The organism is Rothia mucilaginosa (assembly GCF_964210535.1).
In the GTDB taxonomy this organism is placed as follows: Bacteria; Actinomycetota; Actinomycetes; order Actinomycetales; family Micrococcaceae; genus Rothia; species Rothia mucilaginosa_F.
Genome location: NZ_CAXOMR010000030.1, coordinates 1 through 26,009, shown reverse-complemented (window position 1 = coordinate 26,009; position 26,009 = coordinate 1). Strand labels below are relative to the sequence as shown.

The window sequence follows — 26,009 nt, the reverse complement described above, 5'->3', positions numbered from 1 at the left end:
CGTGATCGCTGAGGCAATTTCCGAGGAGGTTACTTCAAAAGGATTACTCCACGGTCACGGACTTTGCGAGGTTACGCGGCTGGTCAACGTCCAGGCCCTTAGCTTCTGCCAGTGCGCATGCGAAGATCTGCAGGGGCACGGTTGCCAGCAGGGGCTGCAGCAGCGAGGGGCATGCCGGGACGGTGATGAGGCGGTCTGCGTAGGGCTTGACTGCCTCGTCGCCTTCCTCGGCGATGACGATGGTGAAGGCGCCGCGTGCGCGCACTTCCTGGATGTTGGAGACGACCTTGCCGTGCAGGGAATCGCGACCGTTTGCGGAGGGAACCACTACGATGACCGGCTGGCCTTCATCGATCAGTGCGATGGGGCCGTGCTTGAGCTCGCCTGCTGCGAAGCCTTCAGCGTGGATGTAGGTGATTTCCTTGAGCTTGAGCGCGCCTTCCATTGCGACGGGGAAGCCCACGTGGCGGCCGAGGAAGATCACGGAGGAGGCATCCTTCATTTCGACGCCCAGTTCCTTGACCTGGGTGTCGTTGTCGATGACCTTCTGAATCTTTGCGGGCATGTTCTGCAGCTCGGCGAGGATCGATGCGATTTCGTCCTTGTACTTGTTGCCGCGCAGCTGTGCCAGGTACAGACCGAGCAGGTATGCTGCGGTGATCTGTGCCAGGAATGCCTTGGTGGATGCCACTGCGATTTCAGGGCCTGCGTGGGTGTACAGCGCAGCGTCGGATTCGCGGGGCAGGGTCGAGCCGTGGGTGTTGCAGATGGAGATAACCTTTGCGCCCTGTTCGCGTGCGTGACGCACAGCCATCAGGGTGTCCATGGTTTCACCGGACTGCGAGAGTGCCACGATGAGGGTCTTCTCGTTCACGATGGGGTCGCGGTAGCGGAACTCGTGTGCGAGCTCGACCTCGGTGGGGATGCGGCACCAGTGCTCGATGGCGTAGCGTGCCACCTGGCCTGCGTATGCTGCGGTACCACATGCAACGACGATGATCTTGTCGATTGAGCGTAGCACCGAGTCGTCAATGTTCAGCTCGTCGAGGGTCAGGTTGCCGTTCTCGTCGAGGCGGCCCATGAGGGTCTGCTCAACTGCGGTGGGCTGCTCGTGGATTTCCTTCTCCATGAAGGAGTTGTAGCCGCCCTTTTCGGCTGCTGCTGCGTCCCACTCGATGTGGAAGGGCTTGCCCTCTGCGGGGTTGCCTTCGAAGTCGATGATGGAGTAGTCGGTGCCGGTGATGGTCACGATCTGGTCCTGACCCATCTCGACGGCTTCCTTGGTGTAATCAATGAACGCGGAGACGTCAGAGCCGAGGAAGTTCTCGTTCTCACCCAGGCCGATGACCAGCGGGGAGTTGCGGCGGGTTGCCACAACGCGGTCCGGGTGGTCGGCGTGAATAGCCAAGATGGTGAAAGCACCTTCCAGGCGGTTGGACGCGATGCGTACTGCCTCGGTGAGGTCACCGGTACCGAGCTTGTTGTAGATGCTTGCAATGGTTGCTGCAGCTACCTCGGTGTCGGTCTGGGATGCGAACTCTACGCCTTCGGCGAGCAGTTCGGCACGCAGTTCTGCGAAGTTTTCGATAATACCATTGTGTACGACGGCGAGGCGGCCGTTGTCGACAACGTGGGGGTGAGCGTTGTTGTCAGTGGGTCCACCGTGGGTTGCCCAACGGGTGTGACCGATGCCAATCTGGGAGTCCGGCAGGGGGTGTTCCTTGACCTCGTTCTCAAGGTTCAGGAGCTTGCCTGCCTTCTTACGGAATACGATGCCGTCGGGGCTTACAACTGCCACGCCAGCAGAGTCATAGCCGCGGTATTCCTGGCGGCGCAGACCTTCGAGGACCACATCGTATGCGTTGTGATCAAACTTGTTACCGTCCGGAGCAGTGTCCAGACCTACATATCCTACGATTCCACACATGTTATAAGTTTATCCCACAAGTATCCAAATATGCGCACGGTGAAATACCGTTATGCGTCACGTCCAATTGAGCTTTTCCTGTCTTTTTCGGTTTTTATCCTTTTTGTCTGTGTTTTTATTTCTTCTCCCCCACTGCAGGGGTAGGTATTTTCCCCGGGGGCTGAAAGTTCGTACACTTAGATAAATGAGCACCGCACCGTATTTTTCTGGCGATGACCGCTTCATGCATCTTGACCGTTCCCGCTGGTCGCACCTAGCCGATGAGATTTCTGTTCCCCTCAGCGCTGAGGAAATTGAGTCTCTTCGTGGTCTGGGCGAAACTGTCGACCTTGAGGAGGTGCAGCGTATTTATCTGCCGGTTTCCCGTCTTCTTAACCTGTATGTGACTGCTGCGTCTTCGCTGAACCATATGACGAATGAATTTCTGCATGTGTCTCAGCGCCGCGTGCCGTTCATTATTGGTGTGGCGGGTTCTGTTGCGGTGGGTAAGTCGACGACGGCTCGTATTTTGCAGGCTCTTTTGAGCCGCTGGCCTTCGACTCCGAAGGTTCAGTTGGTGACTACGGATGGTTTCCTATACCCGAATGCGGAGCTTCAGCGTCGCGGCATTATGCACCGTAAGGGTTTCCCGGAGTCTTATGATCGCCGTGCCCTGTTGAACTTTGTGTCGCAGGTGAAGTCCGGTGCCGAGCGTGTGGTTGCGCCGAAGTATTCGCATCTGTATTACGACATCATGCCGGATGAGCATATTGAGGTCACCGCACCGGATGTTCTGATTCTTGAGGGTTTGAATGTTTTGGCGCCTTCTCAGGCTGAGGGTCCGGAGACTTCCGATCTGACGCTGAGTGATTTCTTTGATTTCTCTATTTATGTGGATGCCCGCACTGAGGATATTGAGCGCTGGTATGTGAATCGTTTCTTGACGCTGCGTTCTTCGGCTTTTGCGAATCCGGAGTCGTATTTCAAGCGTTATGCGGAGCTGAGCGATGAGCAGGCGGTTGAGGTAGCGACCGGCATTTGGAAGAGCGTGAATGAGCCTAATCTGGTGCAGAATGTTTTGCCGACTCGTGCTCGTGCGCATTTAATTCTGCAGAAGGGTGCCGAGCATACCGTGGAGCAGGTTCTTCTGCGTAAGAACTAGAGGTTCTTTAGGTTTTTAGTGTTCGTGTGCGGCTTTTAGCCGGTATTGTGGTGCATTCTAGTAGAAGGCGCCGGAGGCTCCACTCCCTCGCTGGGTGGGTTTAGGCTTCCGGCGCTTTTTGTTTGCATCTACGCCATGATGAGGAGTTATTGTGTTGTCTCTGCACCGTACGTCTACCGCTCAGGAGTCTCTTAATGGTTCTGCGGTAAACCGCCGCACCCTCTTGGGTGCCGCTTTGGGGGTTGGCGGTACCGCACTATTGGCGGCTTGTGGTTCGCAGGGTGGCTCGCAGGGTCAGGGTGCCGCCTCGTCATCTTCTGCAGCGAGCGCTTCTGCCTCTGAGTCTGCGACGGCTTCGGCGGCTTCTTCTAGTGTCTCTTCCACTGCGGCAGCCTCTTCTGCCGCGCCCTCCCCTGTTGCTTCTGCAACCGGTGCTTCTGCCAGCGCTTCGACTTCTGCGAGCGCGTCTTCTACCCCGTTGGCTCTTGCTCAGCCTAGTGTTGAGTCTCAGCCGGACTCGTTGCGTTGCCTCGTAAATAAGATGCGCCCCTTTGAGCAACAGGACTGGGAGCCGAGTGACCTGGTGGAGTTCTACGGTCATCAATTGCGTGCTGAGGCGGCTAAGGCGGCGGACACGATGATTGATGCGGCGGCGACCGACGGCGTGACTCTGCTTGTTTCTAGCGCGTATCGTTCGTATGCGGTGCAGCAGCAGACCTATCAGTATTGGGTTTCGGTGAACGGTCAGCAGGTAGCGGACCAGTTGTCTGCGCGTCCCGGCTATTCGGAGCATCAGACGGGTTTGGCGATTGATTTTGCCTCTCCTGAAGGTTGCCGCTTGGAGGAGTGTTACCGCGATACGCTGGCTGGTCAGTGGTTGGCGAAGAATGCTCCGCGTTACGGATATATTTTGCGTTTCCCTGATGGTCGTCAGTCGGTGACCGGTTATCGTTTTGAGCCGTGGCATTACCGTTATGTGGGTGTGCAGATTGCTCAGGAGTATGTGTCTTCGGGTGCGAAGACTTTTGAGGAGTTTATCGGTACGGGTGCGGCACCCGATTATGCAAGTGCGAACTAGGCTCTGAGCTAAGTTTTTGGCTTTATCCGGTGCGCCGAGTGGTGAAGCGTGTCGTATTTCTGGCTTCCGTGTCAGAAATAAATAGGCATAGTAGATGCATATTTTTTCGTATACACACCCCGTAAATCCGCGGTTTTTCGCAGGTTTTAGAGATTTTTACCCATGCTTTATGTGACCTAGACCTTAAGTATTGAGTACCATAGAACCACTGTGAAGAAAAACACATGCTTTACAGTGAAAATTTTCTCAGAATATGGCATTTTGAACACCCGAAAGGCGCTATTCTATATCTCATGCTTAAGGGTTTTAAAGATTTTCTGATCCGCGGTAACGTCATCGACCTCGCAGTTGGTCTGATCATGGGTACCGCCTTCACCGCTGTGGTGACCGCACTTGTCCAGGCCGTCCTGATGCCGGCTATCTCCATGCTGGTTGGCTCCCCCAACTTCGATGAGTTCCTGGTCTTCGGCCAGATTAAGATTGGCGTCTTCCTGACCGCTGTTGTCAACTTCGTTCTGATTGCAACTGCTGTGTACTTCGCAGTTGTTGTGCCCGTTCAGAAGCTGACCGAACTGGCTACCAAGAACAAGGCTGAGGAAGAGGAAGAAGAGGAAGAGACCGAGATCGCACTCCTCAAGGAGATCCGCGACGCTCTGGCAAAGAAGTAATTTCTCTGTTTTCTAACACTAAGTTTCAAACCCCCGTATCCCCTGTGGATGCGGGGGTTTTCCACATCCTCTTTCCCCTGCGCCCAATCAAGATAACGAAGAAGGGCTGGGAAGATGTTACCTTCCCAGCCCTTTCTCGATCCTCCGCTAAGGAAGAATACGTTTAGAGTGCCAGTTCCTTAGCCACAACGTCAGCCAGCTGCTGAGCAACCTCATCAGCCTGCTCCTGAGTTGCAGCTTCAACCATCACACGCACCAGAGGCTCGGTGCCGGATGCACGCAGTAGCACGCGGCCGCTCTCACCCAGTACGCCCTCAGCCTCGCTCACAGCGGTAGCGAGCGCCTCATTGGTCTTCACAGCCGCACGGTCAACACCCTTGACATTGATCAGACGCTGCGGGGTGGGCTGCATACGGGATGCCAGATTCGAGAGGGTCTGACCGCTACGAGCCACCTCTGCTGCCAGCTGGATGCCGGTCAGCACGCCGTCACCGGTGGTTGCGTAGTCGCTCATGATAACGTGGCCGGACTGCTCACCGCCGAGGTTGTAGCCGTGCTCGCGCATGGACTCGAGGACGTAGCGGTCGCCAACAGCGGTACGGCCGAGGGTAATACCGTGCTCACGCAGGTACAGTTCCAGGCCCAGGCTACTCATTACGGTTGCGACGAGGGTGTCCTTTGCGAGCTTGCCTTCGCGCTTAGCGGCAACAGCCAGGATAGCCATGATCTGGTCGCCGTCTACCAGGTTGCCCTTTTCGTCAACTGCCTGGCAGCGGTCGGAGTCGCCGTCATGTGCGATGCCGAGGTCCGCGCTGTGCTCAACCACTGCTGCCTGCAGCTTCTCGGGGTGGGTGGAGCCCACACCGTCGTTGATGTTGGTGCCGTTGGGCTCTACAGCCAGTGCGATGACCTCTGCACCCAGTGCCTCGAAGGTTGCCGGGGACGCCGCGTAGGCTGCACCGTTTGCACAGTCCAGAACAATCTTCATGCCTGCGAGGGGCTTGCCATCGGGCACGGTGGAGACCAGGTGCTTCACGTAAGCCTCGGTACCGTTCTCCAGGGGCTTGACGGTACCCACAGCACCACCGGTCGGGTAGCGGAAGGACTTCTCGCGGTAAACGCGCTCAATAGCGTCCTCAACGGAGTCTTCCAGCTTCTGGCCGCCACGAGCCAGGAACTTAATACCGTTGTCCGCTGCGGGGTTGTGCGATGCAGAAATCATCACGCCAAAGTCAGCACCGGTGTGTGCCACCAGGTAAGCTGCTGCGGGGGTGGGGACAATGCCGGCATCCAGCACGTCAACACCTGCGCTAGCGAAGCCAGCCTTCATCGCAGAGACAATAAAGTCTGCAGAGGATCGGGAGTCATTTGCAATCACGGCACGGGGGCGTACGCCCTCTTCTACCGTGTCAAAGCCCAGAACAATAGAAGCCGCCTGCGCGAGCTCCATAGCCAGGGCGGGAGTAATTACATCGTTTGCCAGACCGCGTACGCCGTCGGTTCCAAAAAGTCGTTCAGTCACCCTTTTATTTTACGTTGTGCGTAACTCTGCTTAGGCGCATACACCGTAAATTCTTCATAATCAGAAAGTGATTTTCAGCGGCTACATATCTGCTTCATAGCTAATATTTCTGCAGACGCGCAAAGGTGCCTGCTCTCCGTTCCCGGGGTTGGGAAAAGAGAGACAGGCACCTTCATAATGCAAGCTATTTGGCGGCTCTATCGCCGTAGGGTTGAGTTTTTATTCTCCCCTATTTATCCACGCTTACTTGACGACGGGGAAGCCGTCGGGGGAGTCACCGGACTCGTCCTCGAAGACGTGTGATGCGGAGCGGACAATCAGCGAATCGAGCTCGCCCACAACTGCCTCATCCTTGGAGGGGTAGTCGAACTGGGTGAGCACGTAACGCATTGCTTCCAGACGTGCTCGCTTCTTGTCGTTGGACTTGATGACGGTCCAGGGAGCGTCACCGGTGTGGGTGTAGAAGAACATTGCTTCCTTTGCCGCGGTGTAGTCGTCCCACTTGTCCAGGGACGCCAGGTCGGTGGGGGAAAGCTTCCACTGACGAACCGGGTCGGTACGGCGGGAGGTGAAGCGTGCGAGCTGCTCTTCGCGGGTGACGGAGAACCAGAACTTGATGATGTGGATACCGGAGTTCACCAGCATGCGCTCCAGGTCCGGAACTTCGCGCATGAACTCGAAGTACTGTGCCTGGGTGCAGTAGCCCATAACGCGCTCAACGCCGGCACGGTTGTACCAGGAGCGGTCCATCAGGACGATTTCGCCGCCGGAGGGCAGGTGCTTGATGTAACGCTGGAAGTACCACTGGGTCTGCTCGATATCGGTCGGCTTCTCCAGTGCGACAACGCGAGCGCCACGGGGGTTCAGGTGCTCGGTGAAGCGCTTAATGGAGCCACCCTTACCTGCTGCGTCACGGCCTTCGAAGATGATGAGGATCTTCTGACCGGTGGACTTAGCCCAGAGCTGCAGCTTCAGCAACTCAATCTGCAGGGCACGCTTTTCCTTCTCGTATGCCTTACGGCTGAGTTTGGTGTCGTAGGGGTAACCCTTCTTCCATGCCTGAGAGGTTTCGTCGTCCTTCTTGTCCTTGCCGAGGGCGCGGGTGAGGGAAGCCATTTCGTCCAGCTCTGCCGAGTAGTCTTCAACGACGGAGGTACGGCGTGCCTGGGGCTTCAGGGCTTCCTTGATGGCCTGTTTCTTCTCAGAACCGGTGTGTGCGTGTGCGCCTTCAGCGGTGTGCTGGGGGGCTTCAGCCTGAGGAGCCTCCACTGCCTTTTCTTCGGGCTTGGTGGAGGGATTCTGCTCTGCCATGAGTACTCTTTTCTTCCTGTCTGCTTTGACTCTTTAACTCTACCGGGGTGCTCTTCAATGAACAAACGTAACAGTTATATGCACCCTATAACCTTGTAACGCTCACGGTGAGTAGATACGCAAAACGCCCCGAATCTCCCGAAGGAGAAGCGGGGCGTAACGCTTCGTGAAAACCAGCGATTAACGCTTGGAGAACTGCGAAGCCTTGCGTGCCTTCTTAAGACCAGCCTTCTTACGCTCGATGACGCGTGCGTCACGGGTCAGGTAACCAGCCTTCTTCAGTGCGGGGCGGTTGTTCTCGCGGTCAATCTCGTTCAGTGCACGAGCGATACCCAGGCGCAGAGCACCTGCCTGACCGGAGGGGCCACCACCGTTGATGCGTGCGATGACGTCGTATGCACCCTCGAGCTCCAGGAGCTTGAAGGGCTGGTTGACGTCCTGCTGGTGCAGCTTGTTGGGGAAGTAGTCTTCCAGGCTACGACCGTTGATGGTCCAGTTGCCGGAACCGGGCACAACGCGAACGCGTGCCACTGCTTCCTTACGGCGACCAACTGCTGCGCCTGCAACGGTCAGTGCCGGACGTGCTGCCTTAGCCGCTGCGGGGGCAGCGGACTCCGAGGTGTAGCTGGTCAGCTCTTCCTCGACTACGATCTGCTCTTCGTTCTGAGCCACGATTTCTCCTATTGTTTCTTCGTAGGCCCGAATTACTGGGCGACCTGGTTGAATTCGTAGGTCTTGGGCTGCTGTGCCGCGTGCGGGTGCTCGGGGCCAGCGTAGACCTTCAGCTTCTTGAGCTGCTGTGCAGCAAGCTTGTTCTTGGGCAGCATGCCCTTAACAGCCTTCTCAACCGCGCGAACGGGGTTGGTCTCAAGCAGCTCTGCGTAGTTCACGGACTTCAGACCGCCGGGGTAACCCGAGTGGCGGTATGCACGCTTCTGCTCGAGCTTTGCACCGGTCAGGGCGACCTTCTCAGCGTTCACGATGATAACGAAGTCACCGGTGTCAACGTGGGGAGCAAAAGTCGGCTTGTGCTTACCGCGCAGCAGGATAGCGGTCTGGCTTGCGAGGCGGCCGAGAACAACGTCGGTGGCGTCAATGACGTGCCACTGGCGCTCGACTTCGCCGGGCTTGGGAGTATAAGTGCGCAAAATATTGGCCTTTGTCTCGAAATGTACATACGGCGCTTAGTTGGGTATCGCGCCTTTTACTTACGTGCATGACGAACACCCGGGTGAGGACCGAGCTGCCGCCCGTTCTGCCCGTACTCTAGACCGCCTTAACGTCCTGCAACTAGACAGCGATTTAGAGCGCGCTCGGGTAGAACACGCACAACATATCAAGACTATACAGGACGTCGAGTGCTTAATCCACCGCCAAAGCCTTAAAAATAGGGCTTTTTTGCCTTAAACACATTTTAAATTCCATCCGTGTAATTCACCCGCGGTCGTTGCACCCCCCCCCCGCGGTGCTTCACGGAGCATGAGCAAGGTGACGAGGCTCAATATGCACAGGGCATTAAGCACTCTGTGCTTCGTGGTCCTCGCGCTTTGCTCGAGCACGCTCCGCCTGCACACCATAGAGCTCCGGCGCAGGGTAGTAAATCTCAGCCAGAGCGAGCGCGTGCGGAGGCGCCAGAGTCAGCGAAGCCTCGCGTCCCGGGTTCTCGATCCGCTCACGCAACCAGGCTGCATCTCGCTTACCGGTACCGTAGAGCACCAGCGCGCCGACGAGTGAACGCACCATATGATGGCAGAAGGCGTCAGCCACCACGCGCACCTCAATCAGCCCGCTTTCAGCGCGGGTAAAGCTGAGTTCCCGCAACTCACGAATCGTGGTCGCGCCTTCACGGGGTTTGCAGAAGGAGAGAAAATCGCGCAGGCCGAGTAGCTGCTGCGCCGATTCGTTCAGATTAGCACAATCCAGGTGCTCGGACACCGCCCAGGTGTAGGTACGGTGCAGAGGATTAAGACCGTCCGCCGCACCGTCTGCAATGCGATATACGTAGCGGCGACCGGTAGCCGAAAAGCGCGCATCAAAATCGAACGGCACTTCGCTCACGCGGTGAATCTGAATAGCGCCCTGCAAAATGCCGCGAACGTTCTTCGGAAGGTTCAGCTGCTCTTCCGCATCGTAAAGGCATCGTTGAAGAGCCCCGGTGAGACGGCGTCCCAGAGCGGCCGTCGGGTCGTCTTGCCCGGTTCGTCCCTGCAGGCGAGTCCAGTCCTCATCGTTCAGATCGCAGTGCAGGGTTTGGGCTTCTGCGTGGACTCCCGCATCCGTTCGACCCGCAACCACCACACGGTGAGGCGCCCGCAGAATCAGCTCGAGGGCGTTCTCGATAACTCCCTGCACCGTGACCAGGTTCGGCTGGGCTGCCCACCCGCTGAAAAGAGAACCGTCGTAAGCACAATCAATTCGCACGCGGTGCGTAGCGGTGAAGGGCTGCTCTTCGTAATTCTCTAAAGAAGTAGCGTTATGCATTGGTGTGCCTTTCAGCGGTAAAGGACGATTGAAGACTACGAACCGGCTCTTGGATAGCGAATACGCAAAGAACCGTGTCCTCTTAAGTATGCAGATACACCAATCCGCCACCCACAATAGTGGACGGCGGATTGACGTATTTTAGGCTTAGCCTATATCAGCTAGATTCCGTATTACTCGGAAACCTTCTGTGCTGCTGCGCCACCTGCGGGGGCGTAACCTGCAGCCTCTGCCGACTCAGCGGAGTCGAACCAGATCTCAGCCTTGGTGCTGGAGTACCAGCGGGAACCGGGCACGTGGTACTTCATGGAATCGGCGTTACCCTTAACCTCGAAGCCCTCGGGAGCCTCGCCGGACTCCAGGGGTGCGTGGGAACCTGCGGGCAGACCCTCAGCTGCTTCAGCCTTGGGAGCCTCAGCTGCCTTCTCAGCAACCTTGGTTGCCTCAGCAACTGCACCCTTGGTTGCAACGGGCTCCATGACGAGCTCGATGACTGCCATGGGAGCGTTGTCGCCCTTACGGTTACCGATCTTGATGATGCGGGTGTAACCACCGGGGCGCTCTGCCATTGCCGGAGCAATAACGGTGAAGAGCTCGTGCACGACGGACTTGTCGGTGATGGAACGCAGCACGCGACGGCGAGCAGCCAGGTCGCCCTTCTTACCGAAGGTGATGAAGCGCTCTGCCACCGGACGCAGGCGCTTTGCCTTGGTCAGGGTGGTGGTGATGCGCTTGTGCTGGAACAGCTGCGCCGACAGGTTGTTGAGCATGTGGCGCTCGTGGGTCGGGGAACCGCCGAGGCGGGGACCCTTAGTGGGAGTAGGCATAGTTAAATCTCCATAGTTGCGTTCCCTAACGCCCCAGCAGCGGAGCCTCTTAGGGAATCAAGTTTGACTGATCCCGGTGGAACCGGGTGAACTATTCGGTCGAAATTATTCGCCGGAACCGTCTTCGTCATCAAGCGGGCGTGCAGCAGGCTCGAAACCGGGAGGGGAGTCCTTCAGAGCCAGGCCAAGCTCGATGAGCTTTGCCTTGACCTCGTCAATGGACTTAGCACCGAAGTTACGGATGTCCATCAGGTCAGCTTCACTGCGGGTCACGAGCTCACCCACGGTGTGGATGCCCTCGCGCTTGAGGCAGTTGTAGGAGCGGACGGACATGTTCAGGTCCTCGATCGGCAGTGCCAGATCGGCGGCCATGGACTCGTCGGCGGGCGACGGGCCAACTTCGATACCCTCAGCTGCAATGTTCAGCTCACGTGCCAGGCCGAAGAGCTCGACCAGGGTGCTGCCTGCAGAAGCAACGGCGTCACGCGGTGCGATGGCTTCCTTGGTTTCGACGTCCAGGGTCAGGCTGTCGAAGTCGGTGCGCTGCTCAACACGGGTCGCGTTCACGCTGAAGGTAACCTTCAGAACCGGGGAGTAGATGGAGTCAACCGGGATGCGGCCAATCTCGCCATCGCCGACCTTGTTCTGAGCTGCAGTCACGTAGCCGCGACCGCGCTCGATAACCAGCTCAGCGTTGAAGTTTGCCGAGGCGTTCAGGGTTGCCAGGTGCAGTTCCGGGTTGTGGATCTCCACGCCAGCGGGAACCTCGATGTCGCCTGCGGTCAGTTCACCTTCGCCCTGCTTGCGCAGGTAGGCCACGACGGGCTCGTCGTTCTCAGAAGAGATGGAGAGCTTCTTGATGTTCAAGATGATCTCAGTGACGTCCTCGGTCACGCCGGGAACGGTGCTGAACTCATGCAGTACGCCATCAATGCGGACGCTGGTAACAGCGGCGCCGGGGATGGAGGACAGCAGAGTACGGCGGAGGGAGTTACCCATGGTGTAGCCGAAACCGGGCTCCAGAGGCTCGATGGTGAAGCGCGAGCGGTTGGGCGCTACGACCTCTTCAGTCAGAGTGGGGCGCTGTGCAATAAGCACTTTGTTTCCTTTCGGTGAGCTCCGCTATATGAGCCCACAGGTTGGGGAAAACATATCTTAGGAAGCAGACGGGTGTCTGTACTCTCCGGGTACAGCTCCGTGGAGTGTACCCGTCGAGGGATTAGGTCAGGGACCTAATTAGACGCGGCGGCGCTTCGGGGGACGGCAACCGTTGTGTGCAACGGGGGTAACGTCCTGGATCGAACCGACCTCGAGGCCTGCAGCCTGCAGGGAGCGGATTGCGGTTTCGCGACCGGAACCGGGGCCCTTGACGAACACGTCAACCTTGCGGACGCCGTGCTCCTTGGCGCGGTTTGCAGCAGCCTCAGCAGCCAGCTGTGCGGCGTAGGGGGTGGACTTACGGGAGCCCTTGAAGCCCATGTCGCCAGCGGAGGACCAGGAGATCACTGCACCGGTGGGATCGGTGATGGAGACGATGGTGTTGTTGAAGGTCGACTTGATGTGAGCCTGACCAGCAACGATGTTCTTGCTAACCTTGCGGCGGTTGGTCTTACGAGCTGCCGCAGCGCGAGTCTTGGGAGGCATTTTTGATTCTCCTACAAAGGTTTACTTATACGTTGGTCGGATAGAGATATCCAACAGAGCAACGTGTCTTACTTCTTCTTACCTGCGACGGTACGCTTCGGACCCTTGCGGGTACGTGCGTTGGTCTTGGTGCGCTGACCGTGAACCGGCAGGCCGCGGCGGTGGCGCAGGCCCTGGTAGGAACCGATTTCAACCTTACGGCGGATGTCAGCTGCAACCTCGCGGCGAAGATCACCTTCAACCTTGTAGTTGCCTTCGATGAAGTCACGAAGTGCCACGAGCTCCTGGTCGGTCAGGTCCTTGACGCGGGTGTCAGGGTTGACGCCGGTAGCAGCGAGGGTTTCGTGTGCACGGGTCTTGCCCACGCCGTAGATGTAAGTGAGAGCAACTTCCACGCGCTTTTCGCGGGGAATATCAACTCCAGCGAGACGTGCCATACTGGCTTCTCCTTGTTGTTTTCCAGAGGTCTATAGCATCACTGCCCGGGTTGTTCTGACCCGGTCCCCGGCCTCTGAGTCCGGAGGTATCCGAAGGCGCCTCGTTGGCGTTGCTTCGGAGCGGTGCCTATGACAATTCCACCCTCTTATAGGGCGGCTATGAAGTCAGCTGCTAGGGATTAGCCCTGGCGCTGCTTGTGGCGCGGGTTTTCGCAGATCACCATGACCACACCGTGACGGCGGATCACCTTGCACTTATCGCAGATCGGCTTAACGCTCGGCTTGACCTTCATCGCATTCCTTTTGATTGCAACTTGATTACTGGCGAGATAAGAGGTTCCCTCACTTACGTTGGGGAACTGCGTTATCCCTTTGAACACGATTTAAACGCCGCCAGGGGCGACGTTTATCTCGGGTTTACTTGTAACGGTAGACGATACGACCTCGGGAAAGGTCGTAGGGGCTCAGTTCCACTACTACTCGGTCCTCAGGCAGGATGCGAATGTAGTGCTGACGCATCTTGCCCGAGATGTGTGCGAGAACCTTGTGGCCGTTATCCAGCTCAACACGGAACATCGCGTTGGGCAGAGCTTCAACCACAGAGCCTTCAATCTCGATGACGCCGTCTTTCTTAGCCATATCCTCCGCTAACGTCGGTGCCCGTCGCAGGTGCGGCGGGCAAATGTATCTTCTGTTTGTGAGCTCACCGCGGTGAGGTGCTGGGGCGTTTTAAGGCGCACTTAACACTGGCACAAACAACCAACTGTTAACTCTACGGCAAAGACCCTGGAAAAACAACCGTGATTTTTATGACATCAGGCACTTAAGGTTTAAAAGGAAGAAGCCCCTCCCCCACTCTTAAGAAAGCCTTAAGGACTTCCTTGTGTGGGAAAGGGGCACCGTTTATCGGTTACAGCTCAGCCGCTTAGTCTTCCTTAGCAGCAAGCTGACCGCATGCGCCATCAATATCGGAACCGCGAGTATCACGAATAGTCGTCGGAATACCGTGAGCACGCAGACGCTCCACAAAGTTCTGCTCAACGCCCTTACGGGACGCCGTCCACTTCGAACCCGGAGTCGGGTTCAGCGGAATCGGGTTCACATGCACCCAACCGCGGCCGCGCTGCGCCAGCTTCTTACCCAGCAGATCCGCGCGCCAACCCTGATCGTTAATATCGCGAATCAGCGCATACTCAATGGAAACGCGGCGGCCGGTCGTACGGTAGTAGTCGTACGCAGCGTCCAGGGTCTCGTCGACCTTCCAACGCTGGTTAATCGGGATCAGCTCATCACGCAGCTCATCATCCGGAGCATGCAGAGACAGCGCCAAAGTAATGGGCAGCTTCTCCATCTCAAACTTGCGAATACCCGGCACCAAGCCAACGGTCGACATGGTCAGACCGCGAGCAGAAATACCCAGGCCCTCGGGCGAAGGGTCAATCAGGCGGTGCACAGCACCCATGGTTGCCTTGTAGTTAGCAAGCGCCTCACCCATACCCATGAACACAATGTTCGAAACACGCAGCGGACGAGTATCCTCAGAACCGCCTTCTGCTTCTTCCAGGCCCTTCATCTGCTTCAGGTAGCGGGCGCCGGCTACAACCTGCTCCACAATTTCTGCGGTGGACAGGTTACGGGTCAAACCCTGCTGACCGGTCGCGCAGAAGGGGCAGTTCATACCGCAGCCAGCCTGCGAAGAGATACACATGGTCACGCGGTTGTCATAGCGCATGATGACAGACTCGATGAGCGCACCGTCAAAGAGACGGTGCACAACCTTCAGGGTGTCGCCACCATCAGCCTCCAGGGTGCGAACCGGGGTCAGAAGCTGCGGCATAGCCTGAGCAACCATCTGCTCGCGGTCCTTAGCCGGCAGGTCAGTCATCTCAGCCGGGTCAGTGACCAGACGCTCAAAATAGTGCTTGGATAGCTGGGATGCACGGAACGACTGGTAGCCCAGTTCCTTCAGAAATTCGCGGCGGCCAGCCATGTCGAAGTCAGCGATGTGCTTGGGCGGCTTCGCGCGGCGCGGCGCCTTCAGCGCAATCTGCCCGGGGGCGGGGCGAACATTCGAGATTTCAACCGGCACCTTGGTCGCGGCGGGTGCGGCTGCCTCGCAGCTGTTGAGAGTTTCGCTCATAGAGCTTCTTCCTTGTGATATGGATGCTTTCGGATGCGTTATCACGCACCGGACCGGATTCGCCGGTTTCTTACTGTGGGGGTAGATGCCCCTCCCCTACGCCTCGGAGTGGGATTTAGGCGGGGATGGGCACAGGAGTTACGCCAAAGCGAGCCAGTTCGCTTGCGCCGCCGTCTTCTGCGGTCAGGACCCAGATACCTTCGCTATGCACGGCAACGGAGTGCTCCCACTGGCAGGCATCGGAGCCGTCAACGGTCACAACGGTCCAGTCGTCGGAAAGCACCTTGGTCTCGATGGAACCGGTCACAAGCATCGGCTCGATAGCGAAAGCCATACCGGGCTTGATCTTCGGGCCCATGTCACGCACAGCGTAGTTCAGCACGTCCGGTGCCATGTGCATCTGGGAACCGATGCCGTGGCCTACGTAATCTTCAATAATGCCGTACTTATCGCCGTATTCTTCGGTCACGTACGCTTCGATGGCGAGGCCGATTTCGCCGACCTTCTTTGCGGTTGCCAGAGCGGCGATGCCGTGCCACATTGCCTCACGGGTGACGGCGGAGAGCTCCGCGCGTGCTTCGCTCACGTTGTCACCGACCAGCACAGTACGTGCCGAGTCGCCGTGCCACTGGCGGTTGGTTGCGGGGTCGATAACGTACGCGCCGCCGTCGATAGAGAGGATGTCGCCGTCCTTGAGGACGTAGTCGCCAGGGATGCCGTGAACGACCTCGTGGTTGACGGAGGTGCATACGGTCGCCGGGTAGTCGTAGTAGCCGTAGAAGTTGGAGGTACCGCCCAGTTCCAGCATGGTGCGTTCAAAGGCGGCGTTCACCTCTGCGGTGGTTACACCGGGGCGAGCAGCCGCCACTGCCGCATCGAGCGCGCGGCTGGTGATGACGCCTGCACGAGCCATCTGCTGAAGCTGTGCATTGGTTTTAATTTCGACTCGTGCCATTCTGGCTCCTTAGGTATAGGGGGCGGTGCGCCCAAGCTTAGAACTCTACAGACAGCACTGTACCCCCGCAAGTCTTTGTGATGCATCATGCACCTCAAATTGCGGGGGTACAGCAGAAGATTACTTCAGAGCGTCGAGGATGCGCTCGGTGACTTCAGCAATCTCGCCGAGGCCGTTAACTTCCTTGACAATGCCGCGTTCGCGGTAGATTGCGATCAGCGGTGCGGTCTCTTCTTCGTAAACCTTCAGGCGGTGACGGATGACCTCTTCGTTGTCATCGGTACGACCCTGCTCTGCTGCGCGGTTGAGCAGACGCTCGACGAGCTCGTCGTTGTCTGCAACCAGCAGGAGAACGCGGTCGATCTTCTCGCCCTTGGCTTCGAGGATGGAGTCCAGCTCGTGCACCTGGGAGGTGTTGCGGGGGTAGCCATCGAGCAGGAAGCCGTTGACGACGTCGCTTTCCTCCAGGCGTGCGCGCACCATGTTGTTGGTGACGGAGTCGGGAACCAGGTTGCCGGAGTCGATGTACGACTTCGCTTCCTTGCCCAGCTCGGTCTCTTCCTTGATGTTCTTGCGGAAGATATCACCGGTGGAAATCGCGGGAATCTTCAGCGCTTCAGCGATCTTGACGGCCTGGGTGCCCTTACCTGCACCGGGAGGGCCGACGATGAGCAGACGGTTCATCGGAGCAGTCCTTCGTAGTTTCGTTGTTGGAGCTGAGCGTTGATCTGCTTGAGAGTATCAAGACCAACACCCACCACGATCAGCAGCGAGGCGCCGCCGAACGGGAAATTCTGGTTTGCGTTGAATAGGATAAGCGCTACCAGGGGAATCATGGAAATTACACCCAGGTAAAGTGCGCCAGGCAACGTAATTCGGTTGAGTACGTAGCTGAGGTAACGCGCGGTGGGCTTACCCGCACGGATGCCGGGAATGAAGCCACCGTACTTCTTCATATTGTCCGCTACTTCTACCGGGTCGAAGGTGACCGCCACGTAGAAGTACGCGAAGCCAATAATCATGAAGAAGTAGAGAGCAATGTACAGCGGGTGATCGCCGCGCACCAGGTATGCGTTAATCCAGTTGACCCAGTCCGGCGGGGTGGAGCCGTCGGTGGGGGTGTTGAACTGGGCAATCAGGCCGGGCAGGGTCAGCAGGGAGGACGCGAAGATCAGCGGGATCACGCCGGCCATGTTGACCTTCAGCGGGATGTAGGTGCTGGTGCCGCCAATGGTGCGTCGACCAATCATGCGCTTTGCATACTGCACGGGGATACGGCGAACGGACTGTTCCACGTAGACCACGGCAAGCATGACCAGCAGGCCAATACCGCAGACAGCCGCGAAGATACCCCAACCGTGGGTGCGCTGGATGGAGCCCAGAGCGCTCGGGAAGGAGGAAGCGATGGAGGTGAAGATCAGCAGGGACATACCGTTGCCGACGCCACGCTCGGTAATCTGCTCACCCATCCACATGATGACGGTGGTACCCGCACACAGGGTGACGATAATCAGCAGGATGTGCAGTACGTCGTCCTGGGGGATGATGCCCGGGCAGTTACCCAGCAGAACGCCAGAGCGTGCCATCGAGACGATGGTGGTTGCATTCAGCAGGGCAAGAGCGATGGTCAGGTAGCGGGTGTACTGGGTGAGCTTTGCCTGACCCTGCGCGCCCTCATCGTGCAGCTCCTGGAATCGCGGGATGACCACGCGTAGCAGCTGGATGATAATGGACGCGGTAATGTACGGCATCACGCCGAGGGCAAAGATCGAAAGCTGCAGCAGTGCGCCACCACTGAAAAGGTTGACGATATCGTAGACGCCACCGCTTGTAACATTGGCGTTCAGACACTGCTGTACATTTCCGTAGGAAACGCCTGGCGCGGGGATGAAAGTGCCCACGCGGTACAGCACAATCATTGCCAGGGTAAACAGCAGCTTACGCCGCAAATCGGCGGTCTTGACGACTCGCCCGAATGCGCTCAGCACATGTCCTCCTGTAAGTCTATGGGGCGCCCATCCCTCTCAAAGAGTTTTAGGGCGCAGTAAACACATCTTCCAGTCTATCGTGTTTGGAGCGGGTAACGATAACTCCCTAGCAGATTATGTAGCTTTTATATTCTCTTAGCGTGATTTTTGAACGCCAAATGTGGCGCACACCAAGCGTTCAAATATACGAATACAGGAATATAACCCTGTTGTAAATCTTTTCAAGCAGCAAAAAGCCCCCGCCGTACAGCGTACGGACGGGGGCTTTCTCGTCTTGAAGACTACTTAACGGTTACAGAACCGCCAGCGGCCTCGATCTTCTCGATAGCGGAAGCCGATGCCTTGTCGACAACAACGTTCACCTTGACGGAGATTTCGCCGTTGCCCAGAACCTTCACGAGCTCGTTCTTACGAACGGCACCCTTAGCAACCAGTGCCTCGACGGTGACGTCGCCACCGTTGGGGAACAGTTCCTGGATGCGGTCCAGGTTAACAACCTGGTACTCGGTGCGGAAGGGGTTCTTGAAGCCGCGCAGCTTCGGCAGGCGCATGTGCAGCGGCAGCTGGCCGCCTTCGAAGCCTGCACGAACCTGGTAACGTGCCTTGGTACCCTTGGTACCGCGACCTGCGGTCTTACCCTTGGAGCCTTCACCGCGGCCAACGCGGGTCTTTGCCTTGTGGGCACCCGGAGCCGGGCGCAGATCGTGAATCTTGATAGCTTCTGCCATCTTTACTTGACCTCCTCAACCTTCACCAGGTGAGCAACGGTGTTAACCATGCCAACGGTGACGGGGTCAGCAGTGCGGACTACCTTGTTGCCGGGGCGCTTGAGGCCCAGGGAACGCAGGGTGTCGCGCATGTTCTGCTTCTGACCAACATAGGACTTGACCTGGGTGATTTCCAGCTTTGCGTCGCTGGGCTGAATACGCTTGGCCATTACTACGCACCTGCCTTTTCAGACTTGGTGTTGCGCAGGTAGCTGGGGATAACCTCATCGGTGGGCAGGCCACGGCGGGCTGCCACTGCCAGGGGCTCCTCGAGCTCCTTGAGTGCTGCAACAGTTGCGTGAACGATGTTGATCTGGTTCGAGGAACCGAGCGACTTGGACAGCACGTCGTGAATGCCTGCGCACTCGAGTACTGCACGCACGGGGCCACCTGCGATAACACCGGTACCAGCGGTTGCCGGGCGGAGCATCACAACGCCTGCAGCTGCCTCACCCTGCACGCGGTGCGGGATGGTGCGGCCTTCGATGCGGGGAACGCGGAAGAAGTTCTTCTTTGCTTCCTCGACACCCTTGGAGATTGCTGCGGGAACTTCCTTAGCCTTACCGTAGCCAACGCCGACCAGGCCGTTACCGTCACCAACGACGACCAGTGCGGTGAAGCTGAAGCGACGACCACCCTTGACGACCTTGGAAACGCGGTTGATGGTCACAACGCGCTCGATGTACTTGTCCTTCTCCTCCTCGCGAGCGCGGTTGTTACGGCGCTCACCACGGCCACGACGCTCGCCGCGGTTGTTGCGGCGCTCCTCGCGCTGGTTGGAGGTCTCAGCGGTTTCAGCTACTACTGCTTCGCTCACCTGAGTTTCCTTTACGTTCTGCTCGCTCATTAGAGTGCAAGACCTCCCTCGCGTGCACCGTCAGCAACGGCTGCAACACGGCCGTGGTACTTGTTACCACCGCGGTCGAACACGACTGCCTCAACACCAGCTGCCTTGGCGCGCTCTGCTACGAGCTCACCAACGCGCTTTGCCTTAGCGGTCTTGTCCAGGTCAGCTGCACGCAGCTCTGCTTCCATGGTGGAAGCGGATGCCAGGGTTACGCCCTTGACATCGTCGATAACCTGAACGAACATGTGACGGGTCGAACGGGTGACGCACAGGCGCGGACGCGCAGCGGTACCCGAAACGTACTTGCGGATGCGAGCGTGACGACGTGCACGCTGCGCTGCCTTCGACTTGATAGCCATGTTTACTTACCAGCCTTTCCGACCTTGCGGCGGATGTGCTCACCTGCGTAGCGAACACCCTTACCCTTGTAGGGATCGGGCTTACGCAGACCACGAATGTTTGCTGCAACCTGACCAACGAGCTGCTTGTCGATACCCGACACGGTCAGCTTGTTAGCACCCTCCACTGCGAAGGTAATACCCTCGGGAGCGGTGATGTTGATCGGGTGGGAGTAGCCCAGAGCGAACTCCAGGTCGTTACCCTTCGGGGTCACACGGTAACCGGTACCAACGATTTCCAGCTTCTTTTCGTAGCCGGAGGTAACGCCGATAATCAGGTTCTGAATCAGGGTACGAGTCAGACCGTGCAGCGAGCGAGACAGGCGCTCGTCGTTCGGACGAGATACAACGATCTCGTTTTCGTTCAGAGCCACGGTGATGGGGGAAGCTACCTTGTGGGAGAGCTCGCCCTTCGGGCCCTTAACGGTAACCAGGTTGCCATCGACCTTAACCTCAACGCCGGCGGGAACCGAGATGGGGAGACGTCCAATACGTGACATTATTCTCTTCCTTTCTCTTCTAACCGACTACCAGATGTAAGCGATGACTTCGCCGCCCACGCCCTTCTTCGCAGCCTGCTTGTCAGTGAGCAGACCCGAAGAGGTGGACAGGATTGCGATGCCGAGGCCACCCAGAACCTGGGGCAGGTTGGTGGACTTTGCGTAGGTACGCAGGCCCGGCTTGGAAATACGACGCACGCCAGCGATGGAACGCTCGCGGGACGGACCGTACTTGAGGACGAGGGTCAGGGTCTTGCCGACCTTTGCATCCTCAACCTTCACGTCGGCGATGTAGCCCTCAGCCTTCAGGATCTCAGCAATGCGAGCCTTCAGCTTGGAGTAGGGCATGGATACGGTGTCGTGGTATGCGGAGTTTGCGTTACGCAAACGGGTCAGCATATCTGCGACCGGATCAGTCATAGTCATTGTGGGCTTTAGCCCTTCCTCGTTGTGGTTTCCCTACCCCGCGGTAACGGGGTCTGGACCTACAACGTAGTCGTTAGTTGGTCTTGAACGGGAAGCCCAGTGCCTTCAGGATTGCACGGCCTTCTTCGTCGGTCTTCGCGGAGGTCACCACGGTGATGTCCATACCACGCACGCGGTCGATCGAGTCCTGATCGATTTCGTGGAACATGGACTGCTCGGTCAGACCGAAGGTGTAGTTACCATTACCGTCGAACTGGCGGTCCGAGAGGCCGCGGAAGTCGCGGATTCGGGGCAGTGCCAGGGTGACGAGGCGGTCCAGGAATTCCCACATGCGGTCGCCACGCAGGGTGACGTGTGCGCCGATGGGCATACCTTCGCGCAGCTTGAACTGTGCGATGGACTTCTTAGCGCGGGTAACAATCGGCTTCTGACCGGTGATTGCGGTGAGATCGCGGATTGCGCCGTCCATGAGCTTTGCGTCGCGAGCTGCCTCGCCAACACCCATGTTTACGACGACCTTAACGATCTTCGGGGTCTGCATGACGTTCTCGTACTTGAACTCTTCCTGCAGAGCGGGAACGACGACCTCAGCGTACTTGGTCTTGAAGCGGGGGGTGATCTTGGTTTCGGTCATTAGATGTCCTTACCCGAACGCTTAGCAACGCGCACGCGAACGGTGCGCTCCTTGCCGTCACGCTCTACAGTCTCGAGGCGGAAACCAACACGGGTCGGCTTCTTGGTCTCGGGGTCAACAATCGCAACGTTAGAAACGTGGATCGGTGCCTCAACCTTCTGAATGCCGCCTGCTGCGCCGGTCAGGGGGTTAGCCTTGGTGTGCTTGGTGACGACCTTGACGCCCTCAACAATCACGCGGTTTTCCTTGGGGAGAACCTTCAGAACCTTGCCCTGCTTGCCCTTATCTGCACCGGAAATAACCTGAACCAGGTCGCCGGACTTGATCTTAGCCATGAATTAGAGCACCTCCGGAGCCAGCGAAACGATCTTCATGAACTTCTTGTCGCGAAGCTCACGACCCACGGGGCCGAAGATACGGGTACCACGGGGATCACCATCAGTGTTCTTCAGGATCACTGCGGAGTTCTCGTCGAACTTGATGTAGGAGCCGTCGGGACGACGGGTTTCCTTCTTGGTGCGGACGACGACTGCCTTGACAACGTCACCCTTCTTTACGGTACCGCCGGGGATTGCATCCTTGACGGTTGCGACAATGATGTCGCCGATGCCTGCGTAGCGACGCGAGGAACCACCGAGAACACGGATGGTCAGGATTTCCTTCGCACCAGTGTTGTCGGCGACCTTCAGTCGCGACTCCTGCTGAATCATATTTCTCCTGTCGTCTCGCCGGTTCCGACTCGCTTTAGGCGCGAGCCAGCCTTGCGGAACATTTTTACGGGATTGGTTGACGCCCCGGGCCCCATCTCTGTGGAAGGGGTTAGCGGAAACGCCTGGGGCAAACCCATGCCAGAAGCATTTGGACCCGCGTGAAGCGGGCGTATCCACCCGTAAGTAGCGGCATTATGCACTGGCACGAGAAGCCCGTGGTTGCGCGGCCATTTGGATACAGCCACACAGTCTTAACACTGTACAGGAATCAGGTACGTAGCGCAAGAGTTAGCCAACTATGATTTCGGTCTCCACCACCCTATCCCCGGGGATAGTCGGGTTTAGGGACTAAAAACCTCATATCCCACATCACCGTCGAGCGAGAAGGTCTCTTATTTGACACTTAAAGCAGGAGGCCCCTTCGTGTAGTTCCTGACGCATAAGAAACTGAAGGGGCCTCGAGAAATCTACCAAACAATGTGTCAAACAAGGATGGTAGATATTTATATTTTACTACGTTTTAATATGCCTCCACGACAGACTTGCCGCGGGGCTGGCGAGAGATCACGGCGGTTCCGCTCCTTACGCAAACGTGCATACGACGCTAGAGCACAGCAGACACGACGTTGGCGACTCAGCCGCTCTTCACACAGCAACTAGGGCATATATACTTTCGCGATACCGTCACGAACGATAGGGCGAGGCGGTTCTCCCGGCCGAGCTTCTTCTGCCGCTTCGTAGTATTTGCCAGAGTTCGCATCCAGCACATAGGGAACCTCAACTGCAGGGTAGTCTCCTGCTTTATCGATAACAATGACACTCCCGTCCTTCAACAGGACCTGGTGATTAATGCGGGTGGGAGCCACCTGCACGGTGTCAATAATGGCTCGATTGAGCGTATTAATGACGGTAATAGTTCCGCCACCAGCAACTGCCGTCTCCCCCTTGCCACCGAAATCAGCAACATAGAGCAGGTGACGTTCTGCATCGAGCAAGATATTGGTGGGCATTTTTCCGAAAGGAAGATAATCGAGGCGTTCGCCTTCAAGACTCAGAACGTATAGACCGCCGTTCTTACCCTCGCGCCCTTGCGCAGAGACATATAGTTCACCGCGCGACGAGTCAATCTCCACACCGTGTACACCGACTGGAGTATTGGTATCTTCCCCTCCAATTACGGGTAGCCTGCGCACGAGCTCCCAGGTATTCATATCCACAACCCAGATTTCATCTCGCATAATATTCGGGATGTACAGGAGGCTACGGGTTTCATCCGCTACGGGCCCTAGCAGCATGGCGGGACTTTCCCCTTGAAGGGCGCTAACCTTACGCTCCCCTTCTGCGTTGGGCGCAGAAATCACCTGGTAGCCACCCATGCCGGTAACGAGCACGGCACCGTTGGGTGCGACGTATAGCTCGCGCGGAGTCAGCATCTCTACTCCTATAGCGAGAGAATCCCATACGAGCGATAGGTCCTTTTGGGAGTATGCGGTAACGGAGTTTGTGCGGGTTCCTCCGGTCCAGAGAAGCCCCCGTTCGTTGTCTGCGGCTAGGCCGTAGGCAGCTTGAATCTGGAAGAGGTTTGCTAGTTCGGGGTTATTTTCCGGGATAACGGGCAGAGTAGCCGTCTTCTCAATCTGCAGGGTATCCGCGTTTATGCGAGCAATTGTGGCGCAGAGAGTGCCGTGGGTCTTTGTGTGGTTAAAGCTTCCAGTTACAAAAAGAACGTTCTCGTTAGGGTTGTAGGCCACCTGATATTGACCCGCAAGACCCGCGGAACGTTCTACAGAAAACTGTTGGGCTTCCTGAGTGTTTTTCTTACCGCCTTCTATAGGAATAGATTCCATGTGTATCTCCTTGATTGCATGATTTGGAGGCCAGCCTCAAGACTCTCGCATAGTCTCCGTAGTATTTGCTGTACATCTTACGCTTCAGTAGCCACCTACGATAGTGCTCAGATCCTCCGATCAGTCAGATGCATGAATTCACGCATGACCGCCTCTCTCGCCGCATCGTAGAGTGCTCCCCCAGCAATAGATTTACCCGCTCAGCTTTGCAGTTAGCTGCCACTCTCTACTCATGTAATTCATACGAACGGCCTCTTTCGGAAGGTTTCGACATCATCTGTGATCGTCTGACTAATTTCAGGCCTTCTGAGCTATATGATTTTGTAATATTTCTTCAGGTATAGGCCTCTTAAGCCATCTTTCTAGAAAAACCAACCAAAAAATTTAGAAATTCATGACGGTTTTTTCAAAAATCAAGTTTTTCAGCAAAAAACGCGATTCAAGGTGCGAAATTTAGCGAGATGTACCATAATAGAAGAGACGCATGCGTCAAACAAGAGGTTCGGTCCTTATCGGACAGATTTCTTGGGTCCCTTTTTCCTCGCTAATCCGTTTGTCTAGGGACCGAACCTCGCTTTGACACTAAACCCGCACTTCGGTGCGGGTTTTCTTCGTATTTGAGGTGTTAGAATCCCGCACTTCATTCTTCAGGCTGTTAACTCGTCAAATAAGGGCGGACGAGCGTAAAGGGTGCGCTTCACCCTTCCTCCGCTTCTCTTCCGCTCTCCCCCGCTGCTACTTCTGATCCTGGTCTAGGCCTTCCGCTCGAATACAGACGTATAGGCAAAACGAAAGGGGCGGTACCCATCGGTTCGATGGATACCGCCCCTTTCAGTGCGTATCGGCAGTTTCAGAGAGTCAATCGGGTTCTTGAATATCTAGCAGATCCCGCTCTACCTCTTTCGCTACCACCAAGCGGTAGTATCGTGAGCTGCCGTGGGGTACGAGCTATGCCTTGCGGCGACGTGCTACCAGCACGGTTGCGCCAACGACCAGGGCAAGAACGCCGATTCCTGCAGCAACGACAACGCCCGAAGCACCGGTGTTAGCCAGCGAAGACTTCGAGGAGCTCGAAGCGGTGGAGCCGTTGTTGGAAGATGCTACGTTCTGCGACGAAGAACCGGAGGTCTTCGGCGTAGTGCTGTCCTTCTTCTGAGCCTCAGACTTCAAAGAATCCGCGGGAGCCTTGGACTGATCCTTAGCAGGCTGGTCCTTAGCGTTTTCCTTTACCTGGTCCTTGGAGTCTGCCGGTGCGGAAGGCGCCTCAGAGGGGTTAGCCACAGGTGCATTAGCCGATTCGGACGCCTTCGGTGCAGGTGCCTGGTTGTCGATGCTGAAGGTGTACTCTGCTGCCACACCACCGCGCACGTTATCGTTTTCTGCCAGGGAACCGGAGAGCAGGTAGATAGCAACGCTATCGCCGGTCTTCAGCTCTTCAGTCAGGTTAGAGTTTGCCACGGTGGGGCGGTCGATGGTTGCGGTGAAGTTACCGTTTTCGTCCGCCTTGATGTATGCCCAGATGCCTGCGCTATTGCCTTCAACGCCTTCGAGCTTGGGCTCTTCCTTCGGAGAAATAGCGCCCTTGTTCAGCTTGACTGCGATAACGGAGCCCTTACCGTCCAGAGTCTTGAAGCCTTCACCGCGGAAGGTCAGCTTCTGGCCGTCCCAGGTCTTGGGGAAGTAGACCTTAGCGCCGTCCTTGTACTCGTGTACAACTTCGTTGGATTCTGCGCTTTCGGAGGGTGCCGGGGTAGTCGGCTC

The 26,009-nt window shown here is 57.2% G+C and carries 30 protein-coding genes; 3 read left to right on the top strand and 27 right to left on the bottom strand.

Features of this window, described 5'->3' with window-relative positions; genetic code table 11:
* Nucleotides 1-43: 43 nt before the first annotated feature.
* Nucleotides 44-1,927, bottom strand: coding sequence for a glutamine--fructose-6-phosphate transaminase (isomerizing) (glmS, locus tag AB8C10_RS08625; protein ID WP_368867490.1), 1,884 nt, complete (start codon nucleotides 1,925-1,927; stop codon nucleotides 44-46).
* 184 nt (nucleotides 1,928-2,111) lie between these two features.
* Here glmS and coaA point away from each other — a divergent pair, with 184 nt between their 5' ends.
* The 3 genes from coaA (at nucleotide 2,112) to mscL (ending at nucleotide 4,814) form a co-directional block, all read left to right on the top strand.
* The gene (gene coaA, locus AB8C10_RS08620; protein ID WP_368867489.1) at nucleotides 2,112-3,068 is read left to right on the top strand and encodes a type I pantothenate kinase; all 957 of its coding nucleotides are present in this window, start codon (nucleotides 2,112-2,114) and stop codon (nucleotides 3,066-3,068) included.
* Between the two features lie 151 nt (nucleotides 3,069-3,219).
* Entirely contained in the window at nucleotides 3,220-4,146 is a 927-nt protein-coding gene (locus AB8C10_RS08615; protein ID WP_368867488.1) for a M15 family metallopeptidase, read from the top strand.
* Between the two features lie 293 nt (nucleotides 4,147-4,439).
* A complete protein-coding gene (gene mscL / locus AB8C10_RS08610) occupies nucleotides 4,440-4,814 on the top strand; it encodes a large conductance mechanosensitive channel protein MscL (RefSeq protein WP_368867487.1) in 375 nt (124 codons plus the stop codon).
* A gap of 163 nt (nucleotides 4,815-4,977) precedes the next feature.
* On the opposite strand, the gene glmM is transcribed toward mscL, so the two are convergent.
* The 26 genes from glmM to AB8C10_RS08480 all read right to left on the bottom strand — a co-directional run.
* The gene (gene glmM / locus AB8C10_RS08605; RefSeq protein WP_368867486.1) at nucleotides 4,978-6,336 is read right to left on the bottom strand and encodes a phosphoglucosamine mutase; all 1,359 of its coding nucleotides are present in this window, start codon (nucleotides 6,334-6,336) and stop codon (nucleotides 4,978-4,980) included.
* Nucleotides 6,337-6,579: 243 nt separating this feature from the next.
* Nucleotides 6,580-7,647 carry a polyphosphate kinase 2 gene (ppk2, locus tag AB8C10_RS08600; RefSeq protein WP_012903067.1) on the bottom strand — a complete coding sequence of 356 codons (1,068 nt, stop codon included), beginning with the start codon at nucleotides 7,645-7,647 and terminating at the stop codon, nucleotides 6,580-6,582.
* Between the two features lie 180 nt (nucleotides 7,648-7,827).
* The gene (gene rpsI, locus AB8C10_RS08595) at nucleotides 7,828-8,319 is read right to left on the bottom strand and encodes a 30S ribosomal protein S9 (protein WP_005505036.1); all 492 of its coding nucleotides are present in this window, start codon (nucleotides 8,317-8,319) and stop codon (nucleotides 7,828-7,830) included.
* A gap of 32 nt (nucleotides 8,320-8,351) precedes the next feature.
* The gene (rplM, locus tag AB8C10_RS08590) at nucleotides 8,352-8,795 is read right to left on the bottom strand and encodes a 50S ribosomal protein L13 (RefSeq protein ID WP_005505035.1); all 444 of its coding nucleotides are present in this window, start codon (nucleotides 8,793-8,795) and stop codon (nucleotides 8,352-8,354) included.
* A gap of 367 nt (nucleotides 8,796-9,162) precedes the next feature.
* Nucleotides 9,163-10,128 (bottom strand): tRNA pseudouridine(38-40) synthase TruA, encoded by a 966-nt coding sequence (gene truA, locus AB8C10_RS08585; protein WP_368867485.1) that lies wholly within the window; start codon nucleotides 10,126-10,128, stop codon nucleotides 9,163-9,165.
* A gap of 173 nt (nucleotides 10,129-10,301) precedes the next feature.
* Complete coding sequence (gene rplQ, locus AB8C10_RS08580; RefSeq protein ID WP_005505032.1) at nucleotides 10,302-10,955, bottom strand: 50S ribosomal protein L17; 654 nt, start codon at nucleotides 10,953-10,955, stop codon at nucleotides 10,302-10,304.
* Between the two features lie 105 nt (nucleotides 10,956-11,060).
* Nucleotides 11,061-12,053 (bottom strand): DNA-directed RNA polymerase subunit alpha, encoded by a 993-nt coding sequence (locus AB8C10_RS08575; protein WP_005505031.1) that lies wholly within the window; start codon nucleotides 12,051-12,053, stop codon nucleotides 11,061-11,063.
* Nucleotides 12,054-12,191: 138 nt separating this feature from the next.
* Nucleotides 12,192-12,599 carry a 30S ribosomal protein S11 gene (gene rpsK / locus AB8C10_RS08570; RefSeq protein ID WP_005505028.1) on the bottom strand — a complete coding sequence of 136 codons (408 nt, stop codon included), beginning with the start codon at nucleotides 12,597-12,599 and terminating at the stop codon, nucleotides 12,192-12,194.
* Nucleotides 12,600-12,667: 68 nt separating this feature from the next.
* Nucleotides 12,668-13,036: a 30S ribosomal protein S13 gene (gene rpsM / locus AB8C10_RS08565; protein ID WP_005505026.1), complete on the bottom strand. Its 369-nt coding sequence runs from the start codon at nucleotides 13,034-13,036 to the stop codon at nucleotides 12,668-12,670.
* A 179-nt stretch (nucleotides 13,037-13,215) separates the two neighbouring features.
* Nucleotides 13,216-13,329: a 50S ribosomal protein L36 gene (gene rpmJ / locus AB8C10_RS08560; RefSeq protein ID WP_004005257.1), complete on the bottom strand. Its 114-nt coding sequence runs from the start codon at nucleotides 13,327-13,329 to the stop codon at nucleotides 13,216-13,218.
* 124 nt (nucleotides 13,330-13,453) lie between these two features.
* The gene (infA, locus tag AB8C10_RS08555; RefSeq protein ID WP_005505018.1) at nucleotides 13,454-13,675 is read right to left on the bottom strand and encodes a translation initiation factor IF-1; all 222 of its coding nucleotides are present in this window, start codon (nucleotides 13,673-13,675) and stop codon (nucleotides 13,454-13,456) included.
* A 286-nt stretch (nucleotides 13,676-13,961) separates the two neighbouring features.
* Nucleotides 13,962-15,176: a 23S rRNA (adenine(2503)-C(2))-methyltransferase RlmN gene (gene rlmN / locus AB8C10_RS08550; protein WP_368867484.1), complete on the bottom strand. Its 1,215-nt coding sequence runs from the start codon at nucleotides 15,174-15,176 to the stop codon at nucleotides 13,962-13,964.
* Between the two features lie 115 nt (nucleotides 15,177-15,291).
* On the bottom strand, nucleotides 15,292-16,131 hold the full coding sequence (map, locus tag AB8C10_RS08545) for a type I methionyl aminopeptidase (RefSeq protein WP_070629924.1): 840 nt from the start codon (nucleotides 16,129-16,131) through the stop codon (nucleotides 15,292-15,294).
* 120 nt (nucleotides 16,132-16,251) lie between these two features.
* Nucleotides 16,252-16,815 carry an adenylate kinase gene (locus AB8C10_RS08540; protein WP_005505015.1) on the bottom strand — a complete coding sequence of 188 codons (564 nt, stop codon included), beginning with the start codon at nucleotides 16,813-16,815 and terminating at the stop codon, nucleotides 16,252-16,254.
* A complete protein-coding gene (secY, locus tag AB8C10_RS08535; RefSeq protein ID WP_012903060.1) occupies nucleotides 16,812-18,119 on the bottom strand; it encodes a preprotein translocase subunit SecY in 1,308 nt (435 codons plus the stop codon). Before secY ends, AB8C10_RS08540 begins: the two co-directional genes overlap by 4 nt.
* A 281-nt stretch (nucleotides 18,120-18,400) precedes the next feature.
* Nucleotides 18,401-18,847 carry a 50S ribosomal protein L15 gene (rplO, locus tag AB8C10_RS08530; protein ID WP_005505008.1) on the bottom strand — a complete coding sequence of 149 codons (447 nt, stop codon included), beginning with the start codon at nucleotides 18,845-18,847 and terminating at the stop codon, nucleotides 18,401-18,403.
* Between the two features lie 2 nt (nucleotides 18,848-18,849).
* A complete protein-coding gene (rpmD, locus tag AB8C10_RS08525) occupies nucleotides 18,850-19,056 on the bottom strand; it encodes a 50S ribosomal protein L30 (RefSeq protein ID WP_004005265.1) in 207 nt (68 codons plus the stop codon).
* 2 nt (nucleotides 19,057-19,058) lie between these two features.
* Complete coding sequence (gene rpsE, locus AB8C10_RS08520; RefSeq protein WP_171840195.1) at nucleotides 19,059-19,703, bottom strand: 30S ribosomal protein S5; 645 nt, start codon at nucleotides 19,701-19,703, stop codon at nucleotides 19,059-19,061.
* A gap of 29 nt (nucleotides 19,704-19,732) precedes the next feature.
* On the bottom strand, nucleotides 19,733-20,092 hold the full coding sequence (rplR, locus tag AB8C10_RS08515) for a 50S ribosomal protein L18 (protein WP_005505006.1): 360 nt from the start codon (nucleotides 20,090-20,092) through the stop codon (nucleotides 19,733-19,735).
* Nucleotides 20,093-20,094: 2 nt separating this feature from the next.
* Nucleotides 20,095-20,631 (bottom strand): 50S ribosomal protein L6, encoded by a 537-nt coding sequence (gene rplF / locus AB8C10_RS08510; protein ID WP_005505004.1) that lies wholly within the window; start codon nucleotides 20,629-20,631, stop codon nucleotides 20,095-20,097.
* 27 nt (nucleotides 20,632-20,658) lie between these two features.
* Nucleotides 20,659-21,057 carry a 30S ribosomal protein S8 gene (gene rpsH, locus AB8C10_RS08505; protein WP_005505003.1) on the bottom strand — a complete coding sequence of 133 codons (399 nt, stop codon included), beginning with the start codon at nucleotides 21,055-21,057 and terminating at the stop codon, nucleotides 20,659-20,661.
* Between the two features lie 73 nt (nucleotides 21,058-21,130).
* On the bottom strand, nucleotides 21,131-21,691 hold the full coding sequence (gene rplE, locus AB8C10_RS08500) for a 50S ribosomal protein L5 (protein ID WP_005505001.1): 561 nt from the start codon (nucleotides 21,689-21,691) through the stop codon (nucleotides 21,131-21,133).
* Complete coding sequence (rplX, locus tag AB8C10_RS08495; protein WP_005504988.1) at nucleotides 21,691-22,026, bottom strand: 50S ribosomal protein L24; 336 nt, start codon at nucleotides 22,024-22,026, stop codon at nucleotides 21,691-21,693. The genes rplE and rplX overlap by 1 nt, the downstream gene beginning before the upstream one ends.
* A 3-nt stretch (nucleotides 22,027-22,029) precedes the next feature.
* The gene (gene rplN, locus AB8C10_RS08490) at nucleotides 22,030-22,401 is read right to left on the bottom strand and encodes a 50S ribosomal protein L14 (protein WP_005504986.1); all 372 of its coding nucleotides are present in this window, start codon (nucleotides 22,399-22,401) and stop codon (nucleotides 22,030-22,032) included.
* A gap of 656 nt (nucleotides 22,402-23,057) precedes the next feature.
* The gene (locus tag AB8C10_RS08485; protein ID WP_368867483.1) at nucleotides 23,058-24,248 is read right to left on the bottom strand and encodes a YncE family protein; all 1,191 of its coding nucleotides are present in this window, start codon (nucleotides 24,246-24,248) and stop codon (nucleotides 23,058-23,060) included.
* A 948-nt stretch (nucleotides 24,249-25,196) separates the two neighbouring features.
* Nucleotides 25,197-26,009: LPXTG cell wall anchor domain-containing protein (locus tag AB8C10_RS08480; RefSeq protein WP_368867482.1), on the bottom strand; the 813-nt coding region annotated here is incomplete at its 5' end.

What these genes read in the sequence shown, in the direction of transcription:
- glmS (WP_368867490.1), bottom strand. Translation starts at nt 1,927, where the DNA reads ATGTGTGGAATCGTAGGATATGTAGGTCTGGACACTGCTCCGGACGGT.
- coaA (WP_368867489.1), top strand. Translation starts at nt 2,112, where the DNA reads ATGAGCACCGCACCGTATTTTTCTGGCGATGACCGCTTCATGCATCTT.
- mscL (WP_368867487.1), top strand. Translation starts at nt 4,440, where the DNA reads ATGCTTAAGGGTTTTAAAGATTTTCTGATCCGCGGTAACGTCATCGAC.
- ppk2 (WP_012903067.1), bottom strand. Translation starts at nt 7,647, where the DNA reads ATGGCAGAGCAGAATCCCTCCACCAAGCCCGAAGAAAAGGCAGTGGAG.
- truA (WP_368867485.1), bottom strand. Translation starts at nt 10,128, where the DNA reads ATGCATAACGCTACTTCTTTAGAGAATTACGAAGAGCAGCCCTTCACC.
- rplQ (WP_005505032.1), bottom strand. Translation starts at nt 10,955, where the DNA reads ATGCCTACTCCCACTAAGGGTCCCCGCCTCGGCGGTTCCCCGACCCAC.
- rpsK (WP_005505028.1), bottom strand. Translation starts at nt 12,599, where the DNA reads ATGCCTCCCAAGACTCGCGCTGCGGCAGCTCGTAAGACCAACCGCCGC.
- rpsM (WP_005505026.1), bottom strand. Translation starts at nt 13,036, where the DNA reads ATGGCACGTCTCGCTGGAGTTGATATTCCCCGCGAAAAGCGCGTGGAA.
- rpmJ (WP_004005257.1), bottom strand. Translation starts at nt 13,329, where the DNA reads ATGAAGGTCAAGCCGAGCGTTAAGCCGATCTGCGATAAGTGCAAGGTG.
- infA (WP_005505018.1), bottom strand. Translation starts at nt 13,675, where the DNA reads ATGGCTAAGAAAGACGGCGTCATCGAGATTGAAGGCTCTGTGGTTGAA.
- rlmN (WP_368867484.1), bottom strand. Translation starts at nt 15,176, where the DNA reads ATGAGCGAAACTCTCAACAGCTGCGAGGCAGCCGCACCCGCCGCGACC.
- map (WP_070629924.1), bottom strand. Translation starts at nt 16,131, where the DNA reads ATGGCACGAGTCGAAATTAAAACCAATGCACAGCTTCAGCAGATGGCT.
- AB8C10_RS08540 (WP_005505015.1), bottom strand. Translation starts at nt 16,815, where the DNA reads ATGAACCGTCTGCTCATCGTCGGCCCTCCCGGTGCAGGTAAGGGCACC.
- rplO (WP_005505008.1), bottom strand. Translation starts at nt 18,847, where the DNA reads ATGGCAGAAGCTATCAAGATTCACGATCTGCGCCCGGCTCCGGGTGCC.
- rpmD (WP_004005265.1), bottom strand. Translation starts at nt 19,056, where the DNA reads ATGGCCAAGCGTATTCAGCCCAGCGACGCAAAGCTGGAAATCACCCAG.
- rplR (WP_005505006.1), bottom strand. Translation starts at nt 20,092, where the DNA reads ATGGCTATCAAGTCGAAGGCAGCGCAGCGTGCACGTCGTCACGCTCGC.
- rplF (WP_005505004.1), bottom strand. Translation starts at nt 20,631, where the DNA reads ATGTCACGTATTGGACGTCTCCCCATCTCGGTTCCCGCCGGCGTTGAG.
- rpsH (WP_005505003.1), bottom strand. Translation starts at nt 21,057, where the DNA reads ATGACTATGACTGATCCGGTCGCAGATATGCTGACCCGTTTGCGTAAC.
- rplE (WP_005505001.1), bottom strand. Translation starts at nt 21,691, where the DNA reads ATGACCGAAACCAAGATCACCCCCCGCTTCAAGACCAAGTACGCTGAG.
- rplX (WP_005504988.1), bottom strand. Translation starts at nt 22,026, where the DNA reads ATGGCTAAGATCAAGTCCGGCGACCTGGTTCAGGTTATTTCCGGTGCA.
- rplN (WP_005504986.1), bottom strand. Translation starts at nt 22,401, where the DNA reads ATGATTCAGCAGGAGTCGCGACTGAAGGTCGCCGACAACACTGGTGCG.
- AB8C10_RS08485 (WP_368867483.1), bottom strand. Translation starts at nt 24,248, where the DNA reads ATGGAATCTATTCCTATAGAAGGCGGTAAGAAAAACACTCAGGAAGCC.